The organism is Amycolatopsis sp. CA-128772 (assembly GCF_002904295.1).
In the GTDB taxonomy this organism is placed as follows: Bacteria; Actinomycetota; Actinomycetes; order Mycobacteriales; family Pseudonocardiaceae; genus Amycolatopsis.
This window is the reverse complement of the sequence record NZ_PPHG01000040.1, coordinates 49,915-68,843: the sequence shown is the minus strand read 5'-3', so window position 1 is coordinate 68,843 and position 18,929 is coordinate 49,915. Positions and strand designations below refer to the sequence as shown.

The 18,929-nt window shown below is 69.8% G+C and carries 19 protein-coding genes; 10 read left to right on the top strand and 9 right to left on the bottom strand.

The genetic code is table 11. From position 1 onward, the window contains the following. The first annotated feature begins 16 nt into the window (after positions 1–16). Complete coding sequence (locus tag C2L59_RS16420; protein ID WP_103350377.1) at positions 17–1,246, top strand: YbiU family protein; 1,230 nt, start codon at positions 17–19, stop codon at positions 1,244–1,246. Between the two features lie 40 nt (positions 1,247–1,286). Here the strand turns inward: C2L59_RS16420 and C2L59_RS16415 are convergent, their stop codons facing one another. From C2L59_RS16415 to C2L59_RS16405, 3 genes are read right to left on the bottom strand one after another with little or no spacing between them, the layout of a single operon-like run. After that, positions 1,287–1,775: a glutathione peroxidase gene (locus C2L59_RS16415; RefSeq protein ID WP_103350376.1), complete on the bottom strand. Its 489-nt coding sequence runs from the start codon at positions 1,773–1,775 to the stop codon at positions 1,287–1,289. Between the two features lie 21 nt (positions 1,776–1,796). Continuing rightward, positions 1,797–3,302, bottom strand: coding sequence for a glycoside hydrolase family 57 protein (locus C2L59_RS16410; RefSeq protein WP_103350375.1), 1,506 nt, complete (start codon positions 3,300–3,302; stop codon positions 1,797–1,799). Then, a complete protein-coding gene (locus tag C2L59_RS16405) occupies positions 3,299–4,072 on the bottom strand; it encodes a methyltransferase domain-containing protein (protein WP_103350374.1) in 774 nt (257 codons plus the stop codon). Before C2L59_RS16405 ends, C2L59_RS16410 begins: the two co-directional genes overlap by 4 nt. Positions 4,073–4,125: 53 nt before the next feature. Between C2L59_RS16405 and C2L59_RS16400 the strand changes: the two genes are divergently transcribed. Beyond that, positions 4,126–4,551 (top strand): hypothetical protein, encoded by a 426-nt coding sequence (locus C2L59_RS16400; RefSeq protein WP_199199105.1) that lies wholly within the window; start codon positions 4,126–4,128, stop codon positions 4,549–4,551. Here C2L59_RS16400 and C2L59_RS16395 read toward each other — a convergent pair. Continuing rightward, complete coding sequence (locus tag C2L59_RS16395; protein ID WP_103350372.1) at positions 4,529–5,374, bottom strand: DegV family protein; 846 nt, start codon at positions 5,372–5,374, stop codon at positions 4,529–4,531. The two genes, C2L59_RS16400 and C2L59_RS16395, sit on opposite strands and share 23 nt — an antisense overlap. A gap of 243 nt (positions 5,375–5,617) precedes the next feature. Here C2L59_RS16395 and C2L59_RS16390 point away from each other — a divergent pair, with 243 nt between their 5' ends. The 4 genes from C2L59_RS16390 to C2L59_RS16375 all read left to right on the top strand — a co-directional run bounded on the left by C2L59_RS16390 (position 5,618) and on the right by C2L59_RS16375 (position 9,197). Beyond that, positions 5,618–6,403, top strand: a complete 786-nt coding sequence (locus C2L59_RS16390) for an electron transfer flavoprotein subunit beta/FixA family protein (protein WP_103350371.1) — start codon at positions 5,618–5,620, stop codon at positions 6,401–6,403. 29 nt (positions 6,404–6,432) lie between these two features. Next, the gene (locus tag C2L59_RS16385) at positions 6,433–7,392 is read left to right on the top strand and encodes an electron transfer flavoprotein subunit alpha/FixB family protein (protein ID WP_103350370.1); all 960 of its coding nucleotides are present in this window, start codon (positions 6,433–6,435) and stop codon (positions 7,390–7,392) included. 147 nt (positions 7,393–7,539) lie between these two features. Further along, entirely contained in the window at positions 7,540–8,322 is a 783-nt protein-coding gene (locus tag C2L59_RS16380; protein ID WP_103350369.1) for a GNAT family N-acetyltransferase, read from the top strand. After that, entirely contained in the window at positions 8,319–9,197 is an 879-nt protein-coding gene (locus tag C2L59_RS16375; RefSeq protein ID WP_103350368.1) for a 1-acyl-sn-glycerol-3-phosphate acyltransferase, read from the top strand. Before C2L59_RS16380 ends, C2L59_RS16375 begins: the two co-directional genes overlap by 4 nt. Before the next feature lie 141 nt (positions 9,198–9,338). Here the strand turns inward: C2L59_RS16375 and C2L59_RS16370 are convergent, their stop codons facing one another. Then, positions 9,339–10,241 (bottom strand): NADP-dependent oxidoreductase, encoded by a 903-nt coding sequence (locus tag C2L59_RS16370; protein ID WP_103350367.1) that lies wholly within the window; start codon positions 10,239–10,241, stop codon positions 9,339–9,341. A 154-nt stretch (positions 10,242–10,395) separates the two neighbouring features. Here C2L59_RS16370 and C2L59_RS16365 point away from each other — a divergent pair, with 154 nt between their 5' ends. From C2L59_RS16365 to mnmA, 4 genes are all read left to right on the top strand, one after another. Then, positions 10,396–11,679 (top strand): response regulator transcription factor, encoded by a 1,284-nt coding sequence (locus C2L59_RS16365; protein WP_103350419.1) that lies wholly within the window; start codon positions 10,396–10,398, stop codon positions 11,677–11,679. A gap of 44 nt (positions 11,680–11,723) precedes the next feature. Then, a complete protein-coding gene (locus C2L59_RS16360) occupies positions 11,724–13,091 on the top strand; it encodes an MFS transporter (RefSeq protein WP_103350366.1) in 1,368 nt (455 codons plus the stop codon). Between the two features lie 64 nt (positions 13,092–13,155). Beyond that, positions 13,156–14,352 carry a cysteine desulfurase family protein gene (locus C2L59_RS16355; protein WP_103350365.1) on the top strand — a complete coding sequence of 399 codons (1,197 nt, stop codon included), beginning with the start codon at positions 13,156–13,158 and terminating at the stop codon, positions 14,350–14,352. A 4-nt stretch (positions 14,353–14,356) separates the two neighbouring features. Next, positions 14,357–15,448 (top strand): tRNA 2-thiouridine(34) synthase MnmA, encoded by a 1,092-nt coding sequence (gene mnmA, locus C2L59_RS16350; protein WP_103350364.1) that lies wholly within the window; start codon positions 14,357–14,359, stop codon positions 15,446–15,448. A gap of 7 nt (positions 15,449–15,455) precedes the next feature. Here the strand turns inward: mnmA and C2L59_RS16345 are convergent, their stop codons facing one another. The 4 genes from C2L59_RS16345 to C2L59_RS16330 all read right to left on the bottom strand — a co-directional run bounded on the left by C2L59_RS16345 (position 15,456) and on the right by C2L59_RS16330 (position 18,897). Continuing rightward, positions 15,456–16,718, bottom strand: a complete 1,263-nt coding sequence (locus tag C2L59_RS16345; RefSeq protein WP_103350418.1) for a DUF222 domain-containing protein — start codon at positions 16,716–16,718, stop codon at positions 15,456–15,458. A 193-nt stretch (positions 16,719–16,911) separates the two neighbouring features. Continuing rightward, on the bottom strand, positions 16,912–17,364 hold the full coding sequence (locus tag C2L59_RS16340; protein WP_103350363.1) for a GNAT family N-acetyltransferase: 453 nt from the start codon (positions 17,362–17,364) through the stop codon (positions 16,912–16,914). Between the two features lie 10 nt (positions 17,365–17,374). Further along, positions 17,375–17,776 carry a GNAT family N-acetyltransferase gene (locus C2L59_RS16335; RefSeq protein ID WP_103350362.1) on the bottom strand — a complete coding sequence of 134 codons (402 nt, stop codon included), beginning with the start codon at positions 17,774–17,776 and terminating at the stop codon, positions 17,375–17,377. A gap of 77 nt (positions 17,777–17,853) precedes the next feature. Continuing rightward, positions 17,854–18,897, bottom strand: a complete 1,044-nt coding sequence (locus C2L59_RS16330) for an MBL fold metallo-hydrolase (protein ID WP_103350361.1) — start codon at positions 18,895–18,897, stop codon at positions 17,854–17,856. Positions 18,898–18,929 lie beyond the last annotated feature (32 nt).

Sequence of the window (18,929 nt, the reverse complement as noted above, 5' to 3'; positions counted from 1 at the left end):
AACCCGGAGGACGCCGATGACCACCACCGAACTGCCCGCGAACATGTCCGAGGCGATCGCCCGGACCAAGCAGGACCTGCGCGCCCGGATCGGCGACGTCGCCGGCGCGTTCGCCGGCATCCGCGACCGGATGCGCCGGGAGGTCGACGCCGTCGCCGCCGACCCGGACGCCTTCCCCGTGGTCCGCTACCGCGACATCGCCGAGGGCGCGGTGCCGCAGCGCACGCTCGACGCCATCCGCCGCCGTGGCTGCGCGGTTGTCAAAGGCACCTTCGCGCGCGAAACCGCCGAAGCCTGGGACGCCGGGCTAGCCGCGTACCTCGCCGACAACGACTTCGCCGGCACCTACCAGGGCCCCGCCGACGACGTCTTCGCCGGCCTCGCGTCGAGCCAGCCGCAGATCTACCCCGTCTACTGGTCGAAGCCCCAGATCGAGGCACGCCAGCACGAGCACATGGTCGCCGTCCGCCGGTTCCTCAATTCCTTCTGGCGGCACGAATCCGAGGGTCGCGTCTGGTTCGACCCCGATCGCGACACGGCCTACCCGGACCGCATCCGCCGCCGCCCGCCCGGGTCGGCGTCACTCGGCCTCTCCGCGCACACCGACTCCGGCTCGGTCGAACGCTGGCTGCTGCCCGCCTACCAGCAGGTGTTCCGCCACGTCTTCGCCGGAAACTGGCAACGGTACGACCCGTGGGACGGCGCCTACCGCGCCGAAGTCGACGAGTACCCGTCGACGGTGATGTGCTCGGCCTTCCGCACCTTCCAGGGCTGGACGGCGTTGTCGGAAATGCGCCAGGGCGACGGCGTGCTGCACGTGGTGCCGATCCCGTCGGCAATCGCATACGTCCTGCTTCGCGCGCTCCAGGACGACATCCCCGACGACGACCTCTGCGGCGCGGCCAACGGCCAGGCGTTGCCGGTGAACGACAAGTACCACGACGACCTGCTGCCGGCGCTGACCCCGATCCCGGACATCGAACCGGGCGACACGGTCTGGTGGCACGGCGATGTCATCCACGCGGTCGCCGACGGCACCAACCCGGACCGCTGGGGCAACGTCATGTACATCCCGGCGAGCCCGCACTGCCCGAAGAACGCCGCCTACGCCGAAAACTGCGGCCGGGCATTCCTGACCGGCAAGAGCCCCGGCGACTTCGCGCCCGAAGATTACGAAGTGAACTGGACCGGCCGCGCGACACTCGACGACCTCAACGCCGTCGGGCGCGAGCAGCTCGGCTTGTGACCGGCGCTCCGCCGGGCGGGTGCCCGCCCGGCGGCCCGGTTCACGCCGGAAGCGCGGCCTCGATCGCCTTGACGACGGCCTCGTCCTCGGGCTCGGTCCGCGGCCGGAACCGCGCGAGCACCTCGCCGTCGGAACTGATCAGAAACTTTTCGAAGTTCCACTGGACGTCACCCGCCGCGCCCTCGGCGTCGGCCGACTTGGTCAGTTCCGCGTACAACGGGTGCCGGTCATCGCCGTTGACGTCGATCTTCTCGAACAGCGGGAACGTCACGCCGTAGGTCGTCGAGCAGAACGTCTGGATCTCCTCCGCACTGCCCGGTTCCTGTCCCGCGAACTGGTTGCACGGGAAACCCACCACGGAGAAACCCTGACCGCCGAAGCGCTCCTGAAGGCGCTCGAGGCCGGAGTACTGCGGAGTCAGGCCGCACTTCGACGCGACGTTGACCACGAGCAGAGCGTTGCCGGCGAGCGAGCCCAGCGAGCTGTCCTGCCCGTCGAGTGTCTTGACCGGAATTTCGTGGATCCCCATGAAGGTCCCTTCAGTTGTGCTTCAGTTGTGCTTCAGTTCCCGGGCGTCGAGGTGCCCGAACGGCCCGTCGTCGGCGCGATAGTTGGCGGCCAGTTCCGCGGCCCGCGCGCGGTCGCCGCGTCGCAACAAATCGGCCAGTGTGTCGAAGCGCTCGGTGTGGACCGCGGCGCGGCGGCGGGCGTAGTCCGCGGCCGAATCCTTCGTGACCATGAACGCCCAGTCACTTTCCAGTGCCAGCATCGCCTCGGCGACGGCCTGGTCGGCGACAGTGTCCCGGGCCGTGGTCGCCAATCCGGCCACGAGGTCCAGCAGCCGTTCCTGCAGGGCCGCGTTGGCGGCGACCATGTCCTTGACCTGCTCGCCGTCCCAGACGCGCCAGTCCTTGCCCGACCCCCACGACGACGACGGCAGGTCGATCGGCTCGCCGACGTGCCCCGTCTCCAGTGCACCCTTCAGTGTCGTCACCCGCACGCCGGCCTCGGGCAGGGCACGCAGCACGCCTTCGAGCCACGCCGGCCCTTCGTACCACCAGTGTCCGAACAGTTCCGTGTCGTACGCGGCGACCACGAGCGCCTCACGCCCGTGCTGCTTCTTCAGCGAGCGCAGCCGCGCCACGACCGTCTCGACGAAGTCCTTGACGTGCGTCCCCAGCACGTCCGCGGCGAGCGCCGGGTCGTACGGCGCCTTGTCCTGCGGCTCGACCGTCTTGCCGGTGACGCGCGCCGCCTTGAGCCCGACCTCGTGCTGCCAGGTGTGGAAGTCGCGGTAGGCGGCGTGGCCGGGATACCCGGCCTTCGGCGACCAGACGCGGTAGGTGACTTCGAGGTCTCGTCCGAAAGCGACCACGTCACTGTCGCCGACCGGGCGCGCCGCCCACGTCTCGCCGCGCAACGACGGGCCGTCGACCATGAACCGCCGCACACCCGCGGCCGCGTAGCCCGTTTCCATCCCGGGCGCGTACCCGCACTCCGGCGCCCAGATCCCCTCCGGCCGCGTTCCGAGCCGCAGCGCCGTGTCGGCGAGCCCGGCGTTCAGCGCGAATTCCCGCACCCGCGGGTCCAGCAATGGCTGGAACGGGTGCGCCAGTGGCCCGCCGAGCAGCTCGATCGTCGAGTTGTCGACCAGTGACCGGAGGATCGGGGAGAACCCGTGCCGCCAGCGCGTGCCGAGTTCTTCGGCCGCGCGGACCGCGGTTCGGTGCTCGGCGGCGGCGAGCTCGCGCAGCAGCGGGTCGCCGCGCCACAGCGTCGACGCGTGCTGGGCGCGCAGCTGCCAGTGGCCGAGCCAGTCGTGGAACGCGCGGATGCTGTACGGATCGTCGAGCTGCGCGGCGAGCACCGGCGTCACACCGAGCGTCAGGACGTCTCGGCGGCCTTCGTCGGCGAAGCGCTCCAGCAGTTCCACCATCGGCAGGTAGGAGTGCGCCCACGCCTGGTACAGCCATTCCTCGCCGACCGGCCAGGTCCCGTGATGCGGCAGCCACGGCAGGTGGCTGTGCACGACGAGGCAGAAGGTGCCTTCGCTCATCGGCGCACCGCCACGGCGATCAGGTCGAGGCTCGCGTCGAGGTCGTCGCCGTGGACGTCGAACCCGGTCGCCTCGATCGCGGCGACGTCGGCGAGCAGCGCCTCCGGCCACACCGCCTGGCCCGGCAGCTTGCCCATGACCACGTCGAGCTGGGCGTCGATGATCGAACCGCCGTACCGCTCGTCGAGCGCGCGCACGGCCGCGCCGTGGTGCAGCCCGTGCAGCGATTCGACGGCGAACCCGGCGTCGGTGAGCAGCTCGGCCAGTTCCGCCGGCGCCAGCTCGCGGGTGTGGAACGGGTTCAGTGGCGTATCACTGTCCGGGGTGAAGGTCAGCCGGTTCGGCGTCGTGACCAGCAGCCGGCCACCCGGCTTCAGCACCCGGTGGCACTCGGCGAGGAATCCGGCCTGGTCCCACAGGTGCTCGATGACCTGGAAGTTCGCTACGACGTCGACGACGGCGTCCCGCACCGGCAGGTACGCCAGGTTCGCCCGCGCGACGGTGACCTCGGGGTAGCGGCGGGCGACGTGCTCGGTGGTCGGCACGTCGTAGTCGAGGGCGAGCACCCGGCGGGCCGTGGTGGCGATGAGCCCGGCGCCGTAGCCCTCGCCGCAGCCGGCTTCGAGCACCGTCGCGTCCGCGCAGTGGGGAAGCAGGGCGGCGTACGCGGCTTCGTGGCGGCGGAACCAATAGTTCTCCGCGGCGATGCCGGGGACGGTCCGCTCGCCGGTCAGGTGCAGCGCCTCGGCCCGGGTGGCTGGGGTGGTCATCTCCGCGACCCTAGCGGGTGTCACGTCCGGCCCCGCCGTCTCGTTCCGTGGGCATGCAACGGACTATCACCCGCGTACTGCTCGTCGTCTTCGGCTTGGTCGAGGCCGTGGTCGGAATGTGGCCGCTGGTGTCGCCCACCGGCTTCTACCAGGACTTTCCCGGGTTCCGCACCGGCTGGGTCGCCATGGACGGGCCCTTCAACGAGCACCTCCTGCGCGACTTCGGCGGCCTCAACCTGACCCTCGCCGCGCTCCTGGCCGGAGCCGCCGTGATCGGCACCACAGCCGTGGCGCGCCTCGCCGGCGTGGCGGGGCTGCTGTTCGGCTTGCCGCACTTCCTCTACCACCTCGGCCACGTGGCGCACTTCGAGCGGATCGACCAGGTGCTGATCATCGCGACGACGGCGCTCGGCGTCGTCGTCCCGCTCGTGGTGCTGGCGATCCCGGGGCGGCGGGTCAGCCCACCGGCGACACCGTGATGCCGAGCGCACCGGGGCCGAGGTGCGCGCCGATGACCGTGCTCGCCTCGACGACCATGCTCTCGACCATCGCCGGCACGCGGCGTTCGATCTGCCGGCCGATTTCCAGTTCGTGGTCACTGGCGCCGAACCGCGTCACGGCGATGTCGGCGCGGAACCCACCGGACTTCTTGACCGCGAGGTCGACCATCTTCGCCAGCGCGCGCCGCGTGCCGGGGACCCGGGCCAGCGGCGCGACCTCGCCGTCCTTGACCGTGAGCAGCGGCTTGATCGAGAGCGCGCTGCCGAGCGCGGCCTGCGCGGCACCGATCCGGCCGCCGCGGCGCAGGTACTCGAGCGTGTCGACGTAGATGAACTCGGTGCTCGTGGTGCACCGGCGCTCGGCGGCTTCGATGACGCGGGTGGCGTCCGCCCCGGCCGCGGCCGCCCGCGCGGCGGACACGGCGGCGAAGCCGAGGCTCATGCCGGTGGTCCGGCTGTCGAGGACGTGCACCGGGATGCGGACCTGCTGGGCGGCCTCCCGGGCCGCGCGGACGGTGTCGGACATGCGGCCGGAGATGTGGACGCTGACGATGGCGGTCGCGCCGGAGGCGGCCGCTTCCTGGTAGGTCCAGAAGAACGCCCCCGGGTCCGGGGGCGCCGTGGTGATCACCTGCCCGGCTCTCATGGCGTCGATCACTTCGCCGCGGTCGAAGCGGTTCTCGTCGTCGTAGTGGTTTCCCAGGCTCATCTGGATCTGGACGACGCCGATGGCCCAGCGGGATGCGACGAGGTCGGGAAGGCAGGAGCTCGAGTCGGTGATGACGGCGATGCGCGCGGGCATGGTGGGGGAGGTTAATGCCTGGGACCCACCGCGAGTAGGCCGTGGTTGGTCCGATTGGACGAACGGCAGTTCGGGTGGGGTAACCGGTCAACTACCGGGACAATCGTCCCAATAGATTGCGCATCCAGGTGAATGGCGTCACCTCGACGGGTCGTGGCGGCGGAATGGCCCTAATCTACCGGCCAGTAGAGCACTGTCCCGTGGTCGACCGCGGGCCACGAACCGGGAGGTCGAAGCAGACCCATGACCAACATCGTCGTCCTGGTCAAGCAGGTACCGGACACCTACTCGGAGCGGAAGCTCAACGGGTCCGACCACACCCTTGACCGCGAATCCGCCGACGCCGTGCTCGACGAGATCAACGAGAAGGCCGTCGAAGAAGCGCTGAAGATCAAGGAAGCCGGCGAGGGCGAGGTCACCGTGATCTCGGTGGGCCCCGACCGCGCGACCGACGCCATCCGCAAGGCCCTGTCCATGGGCGCCGACAAGGCCATCCACGTCTCCGACGAGGCGCTGCACGGCTCCGACGCGATCGCCACCGCCAAGGTGCTCGCCGCCGCCATCGCCAAGGTCGAGGGCTTCGACCTGGTCATCGCCGGCAACGAGTCCTCCGACGGCCGCGGTGGCGCCATCCCGGCGATCCTCGCCGAGCTGCTGGGCCTGCCGCAGGTCACCTACGTGCGTGAGCTGACCGTCGACGGTTCGACGATCAAGGCCACCCGGGAGACCGAGGACGGCCTGACCCACCTCGAGGCGAGCCTGCCCGCGATCGTGAGCGTCGGCGAGAAGATCAACGAGCCGCGCTACCCGTCGTTCAAGGGCATCATGGCCGCCAAGAAGAAGCCGGTCGAGAAGTTCACCATCGCCGACCTGGGCGTCGACGCGGGCGAGGTCGGCCTCGGCAACGCGTGGTCCGCCGTGACCGAATCCTCGCCGAAGCCGCCGCGCACCGCCGGCGAGAAGGCCGAAGACGAGGGCGACGGCGGCACCAAGGTCGCCGAGTACCTGGTCGGCCAGAAGCTCATCTGACAACGGCTCTTCGAGGAGGAAACAAGAACATGGCTGAAGTACTCGTCCTCGTCGACCACGTCGACGGTGAGGTCAAGAAGGTCACGCTCGAGCTGCTGACCGCCGCCCGCGCCCTCGGTGAGCCGTCGGCCGTCGTCGTCGGCCCGACCGGGACCGCCGCCAAGGCGAAGCAGGCGCTGGCGTCGCACGGCGCCGCCAAGGTGTATGTCGCGGAAGGCGACGACGCCGCGAACTACCTGGTCACACCCAAGGTCGACGTGCTCGCCGCGCTCGCGCAGCAGGCGTCCCCGGCGGCCGTGCTCGTCACCGCCAGCGGTGAGGGCAAGGAGGTCGCCGCCCGCCTGGCCGTGCGCCTGGGCTCCGGCCTGATCTACGACGCCGTGGGCGTCAACGGCGACGGCGTCATCGACCAGTCCATCTTCGGTGGCGCGTTCTCGGTCAAGTCCAAGTCCGCGAAGGGTGCGCCGGTCGTCTCCATCCGCCCGGGTGCGGTCGAGGCCGAGCCGGCCGAGGGCGCGGCGGCCGAGGAGACCGTCGAGATCCCCGCCGTCGACGCGGCGAAGGCCACCAAGATCACCGGCGTCGAGCCGGTGACCGGCGGTGACCGTCCCGAGCTGACCGAAGCCTCCATCGTGGTCTCCGGCGGCCGCGGTGTCGGCTCGGCGGAGAAGTTCGACGTCGTCGAGAAGCTGGCCGACGCGCTCGGCGCGGCTGTCGGCGCCTCGCGTGCCGCGGTCGACTCCGGTTACTACCCGGCGCAGTTCCAGGTGGGCCAGACCGGCAAGACCGTGTCGCCGCAGCTGTACATCGCGCTCGGCATCTCCGGCGCGATCCAGCACCGCGCCGGCATGCAGACGTCGAAGACGATCATCGCCGTCAACAAGGACGCGGAGGCGCCGATCTTCGAGATCGCCGACTTCGGCATCGTCGGCGACCTGTTCACCGTCGCGCCGCAGCTGACCGAGGCGGTCGAGAAGCGCAAGGGCTGAGCCTGGTCTCACGAAGGGCCTTCCGCGAGCTCCCGGAAGGCCCTTCGGGCGTTTTCGGGACACAGAACCCGCCATTCACTGAACGTGCACTGATCGGTCATCGGATCGCACTCTCCGCGGCTTCCTCCGCGCCGGTACACCTTGACCATGACGACGTCACAGCTCCTCGTCAGCACTGATCAGGCGGGTGCCCAGCTCCCCGCCGACGCCCCCCGGTACTCGCTTCTCGTCGCGCACGCGAACGACGAAGTGGTCGCGGCGCAGAAACTGCGGCACCGGGTTTTCGCCGAGGAAATGGGTGCGCGCCTGCACTCCCCGCGGCCCGGTCTCGACATCGACGAGTTCGACGAGTTCTGCGACCACCTCGTGGTCCGCGACGACAACACGGGCGAAATCGTCGGCTGCTACCGGATGCTGCCGCCGGAACGTGCCGTCCAAGCCGGGAAACTGTACGCCGACAGTGAATTCCACCTGGGCGAGCTCGACGCCCTGCGGCCGTCGCTGGTCGAGACCGGCCGGTCGTGCGTCCACCCGGACCACCGCAGCGGCGCCGTCGTCAGCCTGGTCTGGGCCGGGATCGCCCGCTACATGCTGCTCTCCGGCCACCGCTACCTCGCCGGCTGCGCCTCGGTCCCGCTGGTCGGCGACGGCTCCTTCGCCGCCGGCGTGTGGGACGTCCTGCGCGCCAAGCACTACTCCGACGAGGCCACGCGCGTGTCGCCGTTGATCCCGTGGGATGCCTCGGGCATCGAGCGCCCGGCGCGGGCAACTTTGCCGCCACTGATCAAGGGCTACGTCCGGCTCGGCGCGAAGGTCTGCGGACCGCCCGCGCTCGACGTCGATTTCGGCGTCGCGGACTTCTTCGTCCTGCTGGACCTGCAGAACGTCGACGAGCGGTACCTGAAGTTCTTCCTCGGGGCCCAGTCATGAGCCACGCCTGGATGCCGGCCTCGCCGTGCGGCGACGGCTGCCTCACCGCCGACGACCCGGTGGTCGGTTTCCCGCGCCGGATCCTGCGCTTCGCGGCGGCGATCACCGTTGTTCTCGCGGCGCTGCTGTCGGCACCGCTGCTGCTGGTGGCACCGGGCCGCGAACGTCTCCTCCGGCTGATCTTCCTCGGCGTGCTCCGGGCGTTCGGCGTCCGGCTGGACATCCGCGGCGGCGCGGACTTCCTGAGGGCCCCCACCGGCCGTGGGGCACTGGTGGTCAACAACCACATCTCGTGGCTGGACATCGTCGCGATCAACGCGTTGCGCCCGATGCGCGCGCTGGCGAAGAAGGAAATCGCGGGCTGGCCCGTGCTCGGCGGCCTGGTCCGCCGCGGCGGCAGCATCTTCCTCGACCGCGAGCGGCTGACGACCCTGCCGGCCACGATGGCGTCCCTGGCCGAAGCGTTGCGCACGGGCGCTCTGGTGAGCGTCACCCCGGAGGGCACGACGTGGTGCGGCCTGGCCTCGGGCCGGTTCACGACGGCGACGTTCCAGGCGGCGATCGACGGCGGCGTCCCGGTCCGCCCGATCGCGTTGCGCTACCGCCTCGCGGACGGCCGCGAGACCAGCCGCCCGGCGTTCATCGGCCCGGAATCCCTGATCGCGTCGCTGCGCCGGGTCGCGGCTCTGCGCGGCTTGGTGCTCGAGATCCACATCTGCCCGGAGATCGCACCGGGCCGCGCGGAAACCAGGCGGGAACTGGCGGCCCTCGCCGAGGCAGCGGTCCATTCCGCGCTGGGCACGGTCCGGATCCCGGCGCAGCGCAGGCGCCGGACGCCGAGCCGCGCACTGGTGGCTTCGCCTCCCGCGAAGTGATCCGGGCCTGCCGCCGCGATCCGGTGGCAGGCCCGGATCGGGAGCGCCGGCCGTTCGCTGTCGAGCTCCGGCTCGGAAGTGTTCTCGTCGCGAACGGGCCCGTTGCCGAAATTCGGCGACGGGCCCGTTCATCTCGCCGATTCAGCCGGCAGCGAGCGTGAGCTTCCCGCCGGGGTGCCCACCCTCGCTCTCGACCTGCGCGGCGGCCGCCTCGGCCAGCGGGTAGCTCGTGCCCTGCGCGATCCGGACCCCGCGGTCGGTCACCCAGCCGGCGATCCCGGTCAGGACCTCGCGGGTCTGCTCGCCGCCACTCGAGAAGGGGATGCCCAGCTCGAAGGCCGCGCTGTCGGCGATGGTGACGACCCGGTCCTTCGTGCCCCGCAGCTCGACCGAACCGGGCAGCACGCCGTGCCCGGCGGCGTCGAACACGGCGTCCACCGGCCCGGGCGCCGCCTCCCGGACCCGCTCCAGCCAGTCGTCGCCGTAGAGCACCGGAACGACGCCGAGCGACTTGAGGTCGTCGAGGTTCCGGCTGCCGGCGGTGCCGATGACGGTCACGCCCTGCGCCACGGCCACTTGCGCGGCGAACCGCCCGACCGTGCCGCTGGCGCCGTGGATCAGCAGCGTCTCGCCTTCGCGGACCTCGAGCAGTCCGAGGACGCGAAGTGCCGTCTCGCCGGCGACCGGCAGAGCGGCAGCGTCCGCCCACGAGAGGCTCGCGGGCTTCGGCGCGAGGGTCTTCGCCAGCGCGTACTCGGCGTAGGCGCCGGTCTCGGACCAGCCGAACACCTCGTCGCCGACGGCGAAGTCCGCGCCCTCGCCGACGGCGTCGACGACCCCGGCCACCTCCAGCCCGGGCGTGTGCGGAAAAGCGACCTGGAAGTTCTGCTGCATGGCGCCGCTGCGGATCTTCCAGTCGATCGGGTTGATCCCGGCGGCCCGGACGGCCAGCCGCACCTGCCCCGGGCCGGGCTCCGGCACCGGCACCTCGGACAGCTGCAGGACGTCCGGCCCGCCGTACGCGGAGAAGGTGATCGCTCGCATGGTGGTGGTCGCTCCTCGGTTCGTGACGTTCGGTTCGAATGTCCTCCCCGGGAAGTCAACTCGCCCGGCGGAACCGGCGAACCGCCCGGACGAGCAGTGTTCACTAGCCGGACGAGCAGGTCGCCGGAGCGGGGACGCGCCTACCGTGGACGACATGGACGCCTCCTGGTCGGATCCGCGACACGTGCTGGACGTCGTCGAGCGCGTGCTGTCGGCCCCGCGGTCCCAGCTGCTCAGCCGGTTCGCCGCCGAGCTGGGCAGGCTGATCCCGCACCGCGGGGTCGCGATGCAGACGGGCGACTGTCCCCGCAGCCCGCTCAAGGTCATCGGCGACGAAGCGATCACCCAGGCCGTGACGAGCGTCGAGCTGCAGCGGCTGGCCGACCGCAGCGAGCCGGGCACGGCCCTGGTGATCGACGGCGTGCTCGGCGGCGTCGAACGCCGTCTCGTTTTGCTCGCTTCGAAACCGGCCATCGGCCAGGGCGCGGTGCTCGCGGTGGTGCCGGAGGCCGCGCAGCCGCCGTCCGCGGAACTGGACCTGGCGGTCCGCCTGTGGCACATCCTCAGCACCGACGCGGGCCGGCGCGCGGCGGACCCGGAGCCGGAAGTCCTGGCCGGCAGCCTCGCGGCAGCGTCCGCCCGCGCCCGCGCGATCACCGACCTGGGCCAGGCGCACGCGGCAACCTTGGTCACGATCCTGTCGGTGCTCCGCTCGGGCCGGCTCACCGACGTCGCCGCCCGCCGCACCGCGGTCGACCTGGCGGCCGCCGCGCTCCTCGAGCTCAAGGGCGTCGTCGACCGCGACGAGGTCTTATCCGCGGAGCAGGTGGACACGGCGTTCGAGGTCCTCAAGACCCAGCTGGCCGACCTGGTCCGCCACACGGAAGCCGACATCGACCTGCCCGCGCCGGTCGGCGACGCGTCCCTCCCGCAGGACATCGCCCACACGGCCCGGACGCTGACCCGCGGCCTCGTGCTCGGCGCGTTGGACCGCCCGACGACCACGCGCCTGCGGGCGTCCTGGCGCGTGGACGGACCCCTGCTCCGGATCACCGTCCGCGACGACTGCCCGGAAGTAGCGGACGCGGTCCCGCCGCGGCGCCTGACCGAGCGCCTCACGGCCCTGGGCGGCCATTGGGAGGTCGACGCCGTGCCCGGCTGGGGCACGACGGTCACGGCTGTCCTCCCGCACGGCGTCACCGAGCCTCCCGAGCTGCGTCCCCTCGACCGGCTCAACCCGCGCGAGCTGGAGGTGTTGTCGGGAATCTCCCAAGGCTTGCGCAACCGGCAGATCGCCGAGCAGCTGCAGCTCAGCGAGCACACGGTCAAGTTCCACGTCCGCAACATCCTCGACAAGCTGGACGTGAGTTCCCGCGGCGAGGCGGCCGCACTGGCCCGCGACCTGCCCCTGGAGCCGGTGACCCACCGCACGGCCTGAATCGCCTTGACCTCCAGTCAGCTGGAGGTTGCACGCTGCTGATCATGGCCTCGACGCTCGACTCCGCACCCCGCCGCCGAAGCGTGCTCTGGAGCCCGGAACACCGCCTGACGACGATCGCGCTGCTGCTCGTGGTCACTTTGGTCGCGTTCGAGAACATGGGCGTGGCGACGGCGATGCCCACCCTGGTCGCCGACCTCCATGGGTTGTCGCTCTATTCGTGGCCGTTCACGATCTTCCTGATTTCCAGCGTGGTCGCGACGGTGCTGTCAGGCCGGATCGGCGACCGCCGCGGCCCAGCGCCGGCCCTGCTCGCGGGACCGTTGCTGTTCGCGGCCGGCCTGGTTGTCGCGGGAACGGCGAACGGAATGCCGACGCTCCTCCTCGGCCGCGCGCTGCAGGGCTTCGGCTCGGGCCTGCTCCTGGTCTCGGTGTCCCTCCTGATCGCGTTGACGTTCACTGACCACGAACGCCCGGTGATCTACGCGGCGAACGCGGCCGCCTGGGTCCTCCCCGCGGTCATCGGCCCCTCGGTGGCCGGGGTGGTGACGGTCAGCGTCGGCTGGCGCTGGGTCTTCCTCGGCCTGGTCCCGCTGGTGGCCCTCGGCGTCGTCATGCTGGCGGTGGTCATCCGCCGCCTGCCGAAGCACGCACCCACCCCAGGCGGACGGCGGGCAAGCGTGCCCCAGGCGATCATCGCCGCGCTCGGCGTCGCGGCGTTGACGTGGGCGGCCCAGCACCAGTCGTTCGTCGCGCTCGGCTACGGCACGGTCGGCCTCATCGCCCTGGCCTACGCCCTCCGGACACTGCTGCCGGCCGGAACGCTGACATCCCGCCCCGGCTTGCCGACGGTCGTCGCCTCCCGCGCCCTGATCGCCGGCGCGTACGCGGGCATGGAGGCGTACTTGCCCCTGACGATGAGTGCGGTCCACGGCTACAGCCCAGCCCTCGCGGGCCTGCCGCTGACGATCACGGCCTTGGGCTGGTCCGCAGCGTCGGCGGCGCAGGGCCGGTACCTCAACTGGTCGAGGGAGGCATCCCTGCGCACGGGGTTCTGGCTGGTGACTGCGGGGCTGGTCTGCTTCGGCCTGGTGTCCCAGCCATGGTTCCCCGGCTGGGTGGCCTTCGTGGCCTGCGCGATCGGCGGCGCCGGCATGGGGATCGCGATGCCCGCGATTTCCGTCCTCCTGCTCCGCTATTCACCCGAAGGAGAGCGCGGGTTCAACACCTCGGCCGTGCAGCTAGCGGACTGGGTCGGCTCGGCCCTGCTCATCGGCCTGGGCGGCGTCCTGCTCGGCGTGGTCGGCTCGGTGCTTGACCCGTCGCCGGCGATGGCGCTGCTCACAGGGGCCTTGGTGGCGCTCGCACTGGTGGGCGTCCGCTTGACCGGGCGCTGGCCGTCAAAGGTGTGACAGGCCACTTCGAGAGCCAGGGTGCGCTTCGTCACGCGCTGAAGCGGACTACCCTGAAGAGGCGATGACCTATCTCGACCACGCGGCAACCACCCCGATGTTGCCCGAAGCCATAGCGGCGATGACCGAGGCGCTGTCCACCGTGGGCAACGCCTCGGCGCTGCACTCATCGGGCCGCCGGGCCCGCCGCATGGTCGAGGAAGCCCGCGAAACCATCGCAGACGCCCTGGGCGCCCGTCCCTCCGAAGTAATTTTCACCGGCGGCGGCACCGAGAGCGACAACCTCGCGATCAAGGGCATCTACTGGGCCCGCCGCGACGAAAACGAGCAGCGTCGTCGCATTCTGTGCGGCGCCGCAGAGCACCACGCCGTGCTCGACACCGTCGAGTGGCTGGAAGCCCACAGCGGCGCAGAGGTCGTCCTGCTGGACGTGGACAGCCAAGGACGAGTCTCGCCCGACGTACTTCGCGCAGCCATCGCCGCGGACCCCGAAACGGTGGCCCTGGCGACCGTGATGTGGGCGAACAACGAGGTCGGCACGATCAACCCGATCCCCGAGCTGGCGGCAGTCTGCGCCGAATTCGGCATCCCGTTCCACACCGACGCCGTCCAGGCCGTCGGAGCCGTGCCGGTCGACTTCGCGGCCAGCGGCGCAGCTGCGCTCACCCTGACCGGACACAAGCTCGGCGGCCCCTTCGGAGTGGGAGCCCTGCTTCTCGGACGCGACGTACCGTGCGTGCCCCTGCTGCACGGCGGCGGCCAGGAACGCAGCGTCCGTTCAGGCACGCTGGACGTCCCGGCGATCGTGGGGTTCGCGGCTGCTGTCCGAATCAGCGTCGCGACCCGAGCCGAATACGCGAAGCGCGTCGAGGAACTTCGAGACGGGCTCGTCGAGGTCATCGAGCGCGAGGTACCTGACGCTCTCCTCAACGGTGGAGATGGCGAGAGGCTGCCCGGCCACGCTCACTTCACGTTCCCGGGGTGCGCCGGCGACAGCCTCCTGATGCTGCTCGACGCCAAGGGCATCGAATGTTCGACGGGCTCGGCATGCACAGCCGGCGTCGCCCAGCCCAGTCACGTACTTCTCGCCATGGGAGCCGATCCAGCGGCCGCCCGCGGTTCACTCCGTTTCTCCCTTGGCCACACATCCACTGCCGCCGACGTCGAGGCGGTGGCCGCGGAGATCAGCGGCGTCGTCATGCGCGCCCGGCAGGCCGGCCTCGCCGGAATGCGCAAGCAGACCCAGAAGCAAGAGGTGTAAAACAATGCGGGTTTTGGCCGCGATGAGCGGAGGAGTGGATTCGGCGGTCGCTGCGGCGCGCGCGGTCGACGCCGGGCACGACGTCGTCGGTGTGCACCTGGCTCTGTCAGCCAAACCGGGAACACTGCGGACCGGCTCGCGCGGCTGCTGCACGATCGAAGACTCGCACGATGCCCGGCGGGCCGCGGACATCCTTGGCATTCCCTTCTATATCTGGGATTTCGCCGAGCGATTCACCGAAGAGGTCGTCGAGACCTTCGTCGGCGAGTACGCCGCCGGACGTACCCCCAATCCGTGTGTCACCTGCAATGAGAAGATCAAGTTCGAAGCCCTTCTCGAGAAGGCGATGGCGCTCGGATTCGACGCGGTCGCGACCGGCCATTACGCGCGCCTCTCCGTCGAGGACGGCGTGCCGGAGTTGCGTCGTAGTGCGGACAGCGGCAAGGACCAGTCATACGTGCTCGCCTCGCTGACCGCAGAGCAGCTCAGCCACGCCATGTTCCCTCTGGGCGGATCTTGGAAGACAGATGTGCGGGCCGAGGCCGAACGACGAGGTCTCTCCGTTGCCAACAAGCCGGACAGCCATGACATCTGCTTCATCCCGGACGGCGACACCAAGAAGTTCCTGGAGAATCGGCTCGGGCAGCGTCCCGGCGAACTCGTGGACGCCGAGACGGGTGCGGTCCTCGGCCAGCACACCGGCGTGCACGGATTCACGGTCGGCCAGCGCAAGGGGCTAGGAATCGACGCTCCGGCGCCGGACGGCCGGCCTCGGTATGTCCTGTCGCTGGAACCGGTGTCCGGGTCTGTGAAGGTCGGGTCCGTGGCTGGGCTCGGCGTCAAGGTGATCGAGGCTGATCGCGCGATCTGGCCTAGCGGTCGGCCGCTGACCGAACCTACCGAGTGCGTGATCCAGGTGCGAGCCCACGGAGGCATCGTGGACGCAGTTGCCGACGTGGATGCCGACACCATGACTGTGCACTTGCGTGAGCCGCTGAGGGGAGTGGCCCCCGGCCAGGTCGTCGTTCTCTACCGCCCTGACCCCGAAGACGGGGACGTCGTCTTGGGCAGCGCGAAGATCTCCGGCACACGCTGACCGTCGGTCACTTCACTGGTCTCTTCCAGAATCGGTGCGCGCGTTGGCGGAGGGGATGCACTGATGGTGCCGTCGTCGAATGCACCTGTCCGGCCGGAGTCGTCACGTTCACGGTGCCGTCCGAGGTGACTTCGAAGTCCCAGCCGGGCTGCCCCTTCAGCCTGCGGTGCCGCGCGCAGTACGTGACCGGCTGGTCGGCGGCTCCTTCGCCTGCGCCCTTTGTGCGAGTCCCTTCGACCCCGCAACTCTGCGCGGGGCGAGTGCATCCGGGTTGGCGGCACTCCTGGTCGCGGATCCGGATGAACTCGTCTCGCTGGACCGGGTAGCGGGTCGGAGACAGTTCGGTCGCCTGACCCGTTCGTGGATCGGTGAGAACGCGGCGCAGCGTCGTGTCGGCGCCGCTGATGATGTGGCGCGCCACCGCGGCCGCGATAGGCCCGCGGCCGGCCAGCGTTGCCGGAGACTGGCCGAGACCGAGGTAGGTGGCCAGGTCGATGTGCAGGAAGACTTCCGTGCGCGCGCCCGGACCGCCGGTGCCGCTGAGGAGCAGATCGATGGCGACGTCTGCTCGGAGCTGATCCAGTGTTCGAGGCTCGTCCGCAGTTTTCAACGCGCGGGCGGCCTGGTCGACGCGGGCGTAGGCGGCGGTTGCCTTCTCGGTTGGTGCGTTGTTGATCAACATGTTGCTTACACCAGTGTCCTGGTGGTGCACGATGAACCGCCGCTCGACGAGCTTCCGCTCGGTCCGGAGCGCCGCTCCCTCGGGATCGATTGCCGCCGCCGCGTAGGCCGCGGCCCGGCGTACTTGGGTCGCGTTGCGTCCCGGGACCCGGTCCTCGAGCGTCGCGTCGACGACGCGTACGTGATCGCCTGAGAGCCATGACGTCGCATCAGTGACCTTCATGGCGCGATAGAGGTCGAGCTGGCCGTCGTCCATCAGGTTGAGCATGCGGGGGAGACGGGCTATCAACGCATTGGCCGCGGATACGATGGCGCTGGCGCGGTGTTCCGTTATGGACAAGGCCAACGCGACTTCCGCCGACGCGCTGGGCGCCCGTCTCCGACGCACGCTCAAGTCTGCAATCGCTCTCAGTTGTAGCGCTTGCAGCTTCGAGATCTCCGCGTCGGTATCGCGGATCAGTGCGACGACCTGGTCGTCTTTCATGTCCTGCAACGAATTCGGGTCGGCGCGGAAAGACTGCAGGCTCGCCGGAAGGTTGCCGGTGGTCGCCGGAGAGACGAGCTGGTGGACTGGCTGTGAAGACGTCATGGCTTCGACCGTACGGCGACGAACGATGAAAGTCATCGAAAGGGCGCGAACGGTCCTTTCGTGCCCTTCCCTTGACTAATCGCAATCAATTCGGGATCGTGGCGCATGCATGGAGGTCCGTGTCGATCACTCGAAAGGATTACTGTCCAAGGTGGACACCTGAAGATTTTTCGCCTGTCATGAGCGTTGCTGCTCAGAGCTTGAGTTTGAATCCGGTGTGGCTGGGGGCAAACCCGAGGCGCTCGTAGAACCGGTGTGCATCTGTTCTGGAAACGTCCGACGTGAGCTGCACGAGTGCGCACCCACGCTGCCGTGACTCGTTGATCGCCCAGCGGATGAGGTTGGCACCCAGCCCCGACCCGCGGTGGTCGGCGCGGATCCGCACGGCTTCGATCTGACCACGAAGTGCGCCGCGCCTGGCCAGACCGGGAATGATCGTCAGCTGCAAGGTGCCGACCGGCTCGTTGTCGGACACGACGACCACCAGAAGCTGATTCGGATCGGCATCGATGTGGTCGAAGGCACCCAGGTACGGCTCAAGGTCACGAGGATCGTCCCGGGTGGCGCTGAGCTGGTCGTCCGCCAGCATGCGCACGATCGCGCCGACGTCGTCACGCTGTGCCTTGCGGATGGTGTAGTTGGTCACGGCGTCAGTATCACAGGACTCGGGTGAATCCTTGATAGCTGTACTCGAATCCGAAGCGTGCGTAGAAGTCTCGCAGGTCGCCGCGGTTGAGGCCGGAATCCAGGTGAACGCGGGTGCATCCGCGTCGGCGGGCTTCGTCGATGCCCCAGGTCAGGAGGGCGCTTGTCACGCCCCGCCGGGCGGCGCGGACGCCGTCGAGCAGGCCGCGAGGCGCGCCTTCCCAAGCAAGACCTCGCAGCACCGTCAGCTGTGCGGTGCCGGCAACACCGTTGTCGTCCTCCGCCACGACCAGCGTGACATGCGGGTCCTTCGTGAGCTCTCGGAGCGCGGCTGCCAGCGGTTGGCCCGGTGCGCCGAACAGACGCACGAGCGCCTCGATGTCCGTGGCCCGGGCGCGTCTGATGACATCCATTCAAGCCAGTATGCAGGAGGTCGACCAATGGACATAACTGCTACGAGTCAGCTACTCGCAGTGGTGGTTGTCCTCTGTCAGGGCAGCGTATAACGCCGAATGCCGTCGACGATCTGGTTGCTCAGCTTGCCTTGCGACACCAGAAGGTCGAGGTGGGCCGCGGTTTCCAGTACTGCAAGCATCTGGTTGAACGAGTCCATTTCAGACAGTTTGCGGTTGCGGCGAGTCCAGCCGATCCGGTGCGCCGCTTCGTACGCGCTGGTCGCGCCGGCCGCGATCTGCGCACCTATCGTCTCGAGGCGCTCCCGGTGGTGCTCCAGCAGCTCGTCGACGCGCGTGTGCACGCTTTCCGACACCGGTCCGTGCGCGGGAAGCATGCGGCGGTCCGGCATCGCGCGGACGAGGCGAAGCGAGTCGATGAAGTCGTTGAGCGGCAACTCGGCCGGCACGGGCTGGAACCCGATCGAGGGCGTGATGTGGGGCAGTACGTGGTCACCGGAGAACAACAAGCCGGCGGTGTCGTCGACGAAGACGACGTGTCCGGCCGTGTGTCCCGGAGTGGCGACGACGTCGAACTCGCGGCCGGGCAGAATCGGGCGCGGGCCGGGTGTCAGCCATTCGTCGGGCGCTTCCCAGAGGTCAGCTTCGGTGTGCCGCCGGTCCGTGCCGAATTCTCGAGCCAGCGCTTCCACGACTTCGCCCGCTCCGGCCTGGAACAGGAGGTCGACCTGGGCCTCCATCGGCAGCCGGTCGGGATTGCCCGATGCCTTGAGGGAGGGCTCCTCGTCTTGGCCTAGGGCGATCTTCAAGCCGAATTCACGTCGAAGGACCACGGCTTGCGAATAGTGGTCGCGATGCACGTGGGTGACCAGGAACTCGCTGACGTCGGCGAGTTCGGCGCCGATCCCGCCGAGGGCGGCCGCAAGCTGTTGACGGGCGACGGTCAGTGCCCAGCCCGAGTCGACCAGGACCAGCTTCTTGCCGTCGGTGACGGCGTAGACGTTGACCGCGCGCAGGGCGTCGTTGGGCAGAGGCAACGGGATCCGGTACACGCCGTCCGAGACCGCGTAGATGCCGGGCTCGGTCCAGTTCCTGTCGGTGCTTTCCGGCAACGGTTCCACGACGACCTCCGTCCCGGCGAGACTGCGGTGTC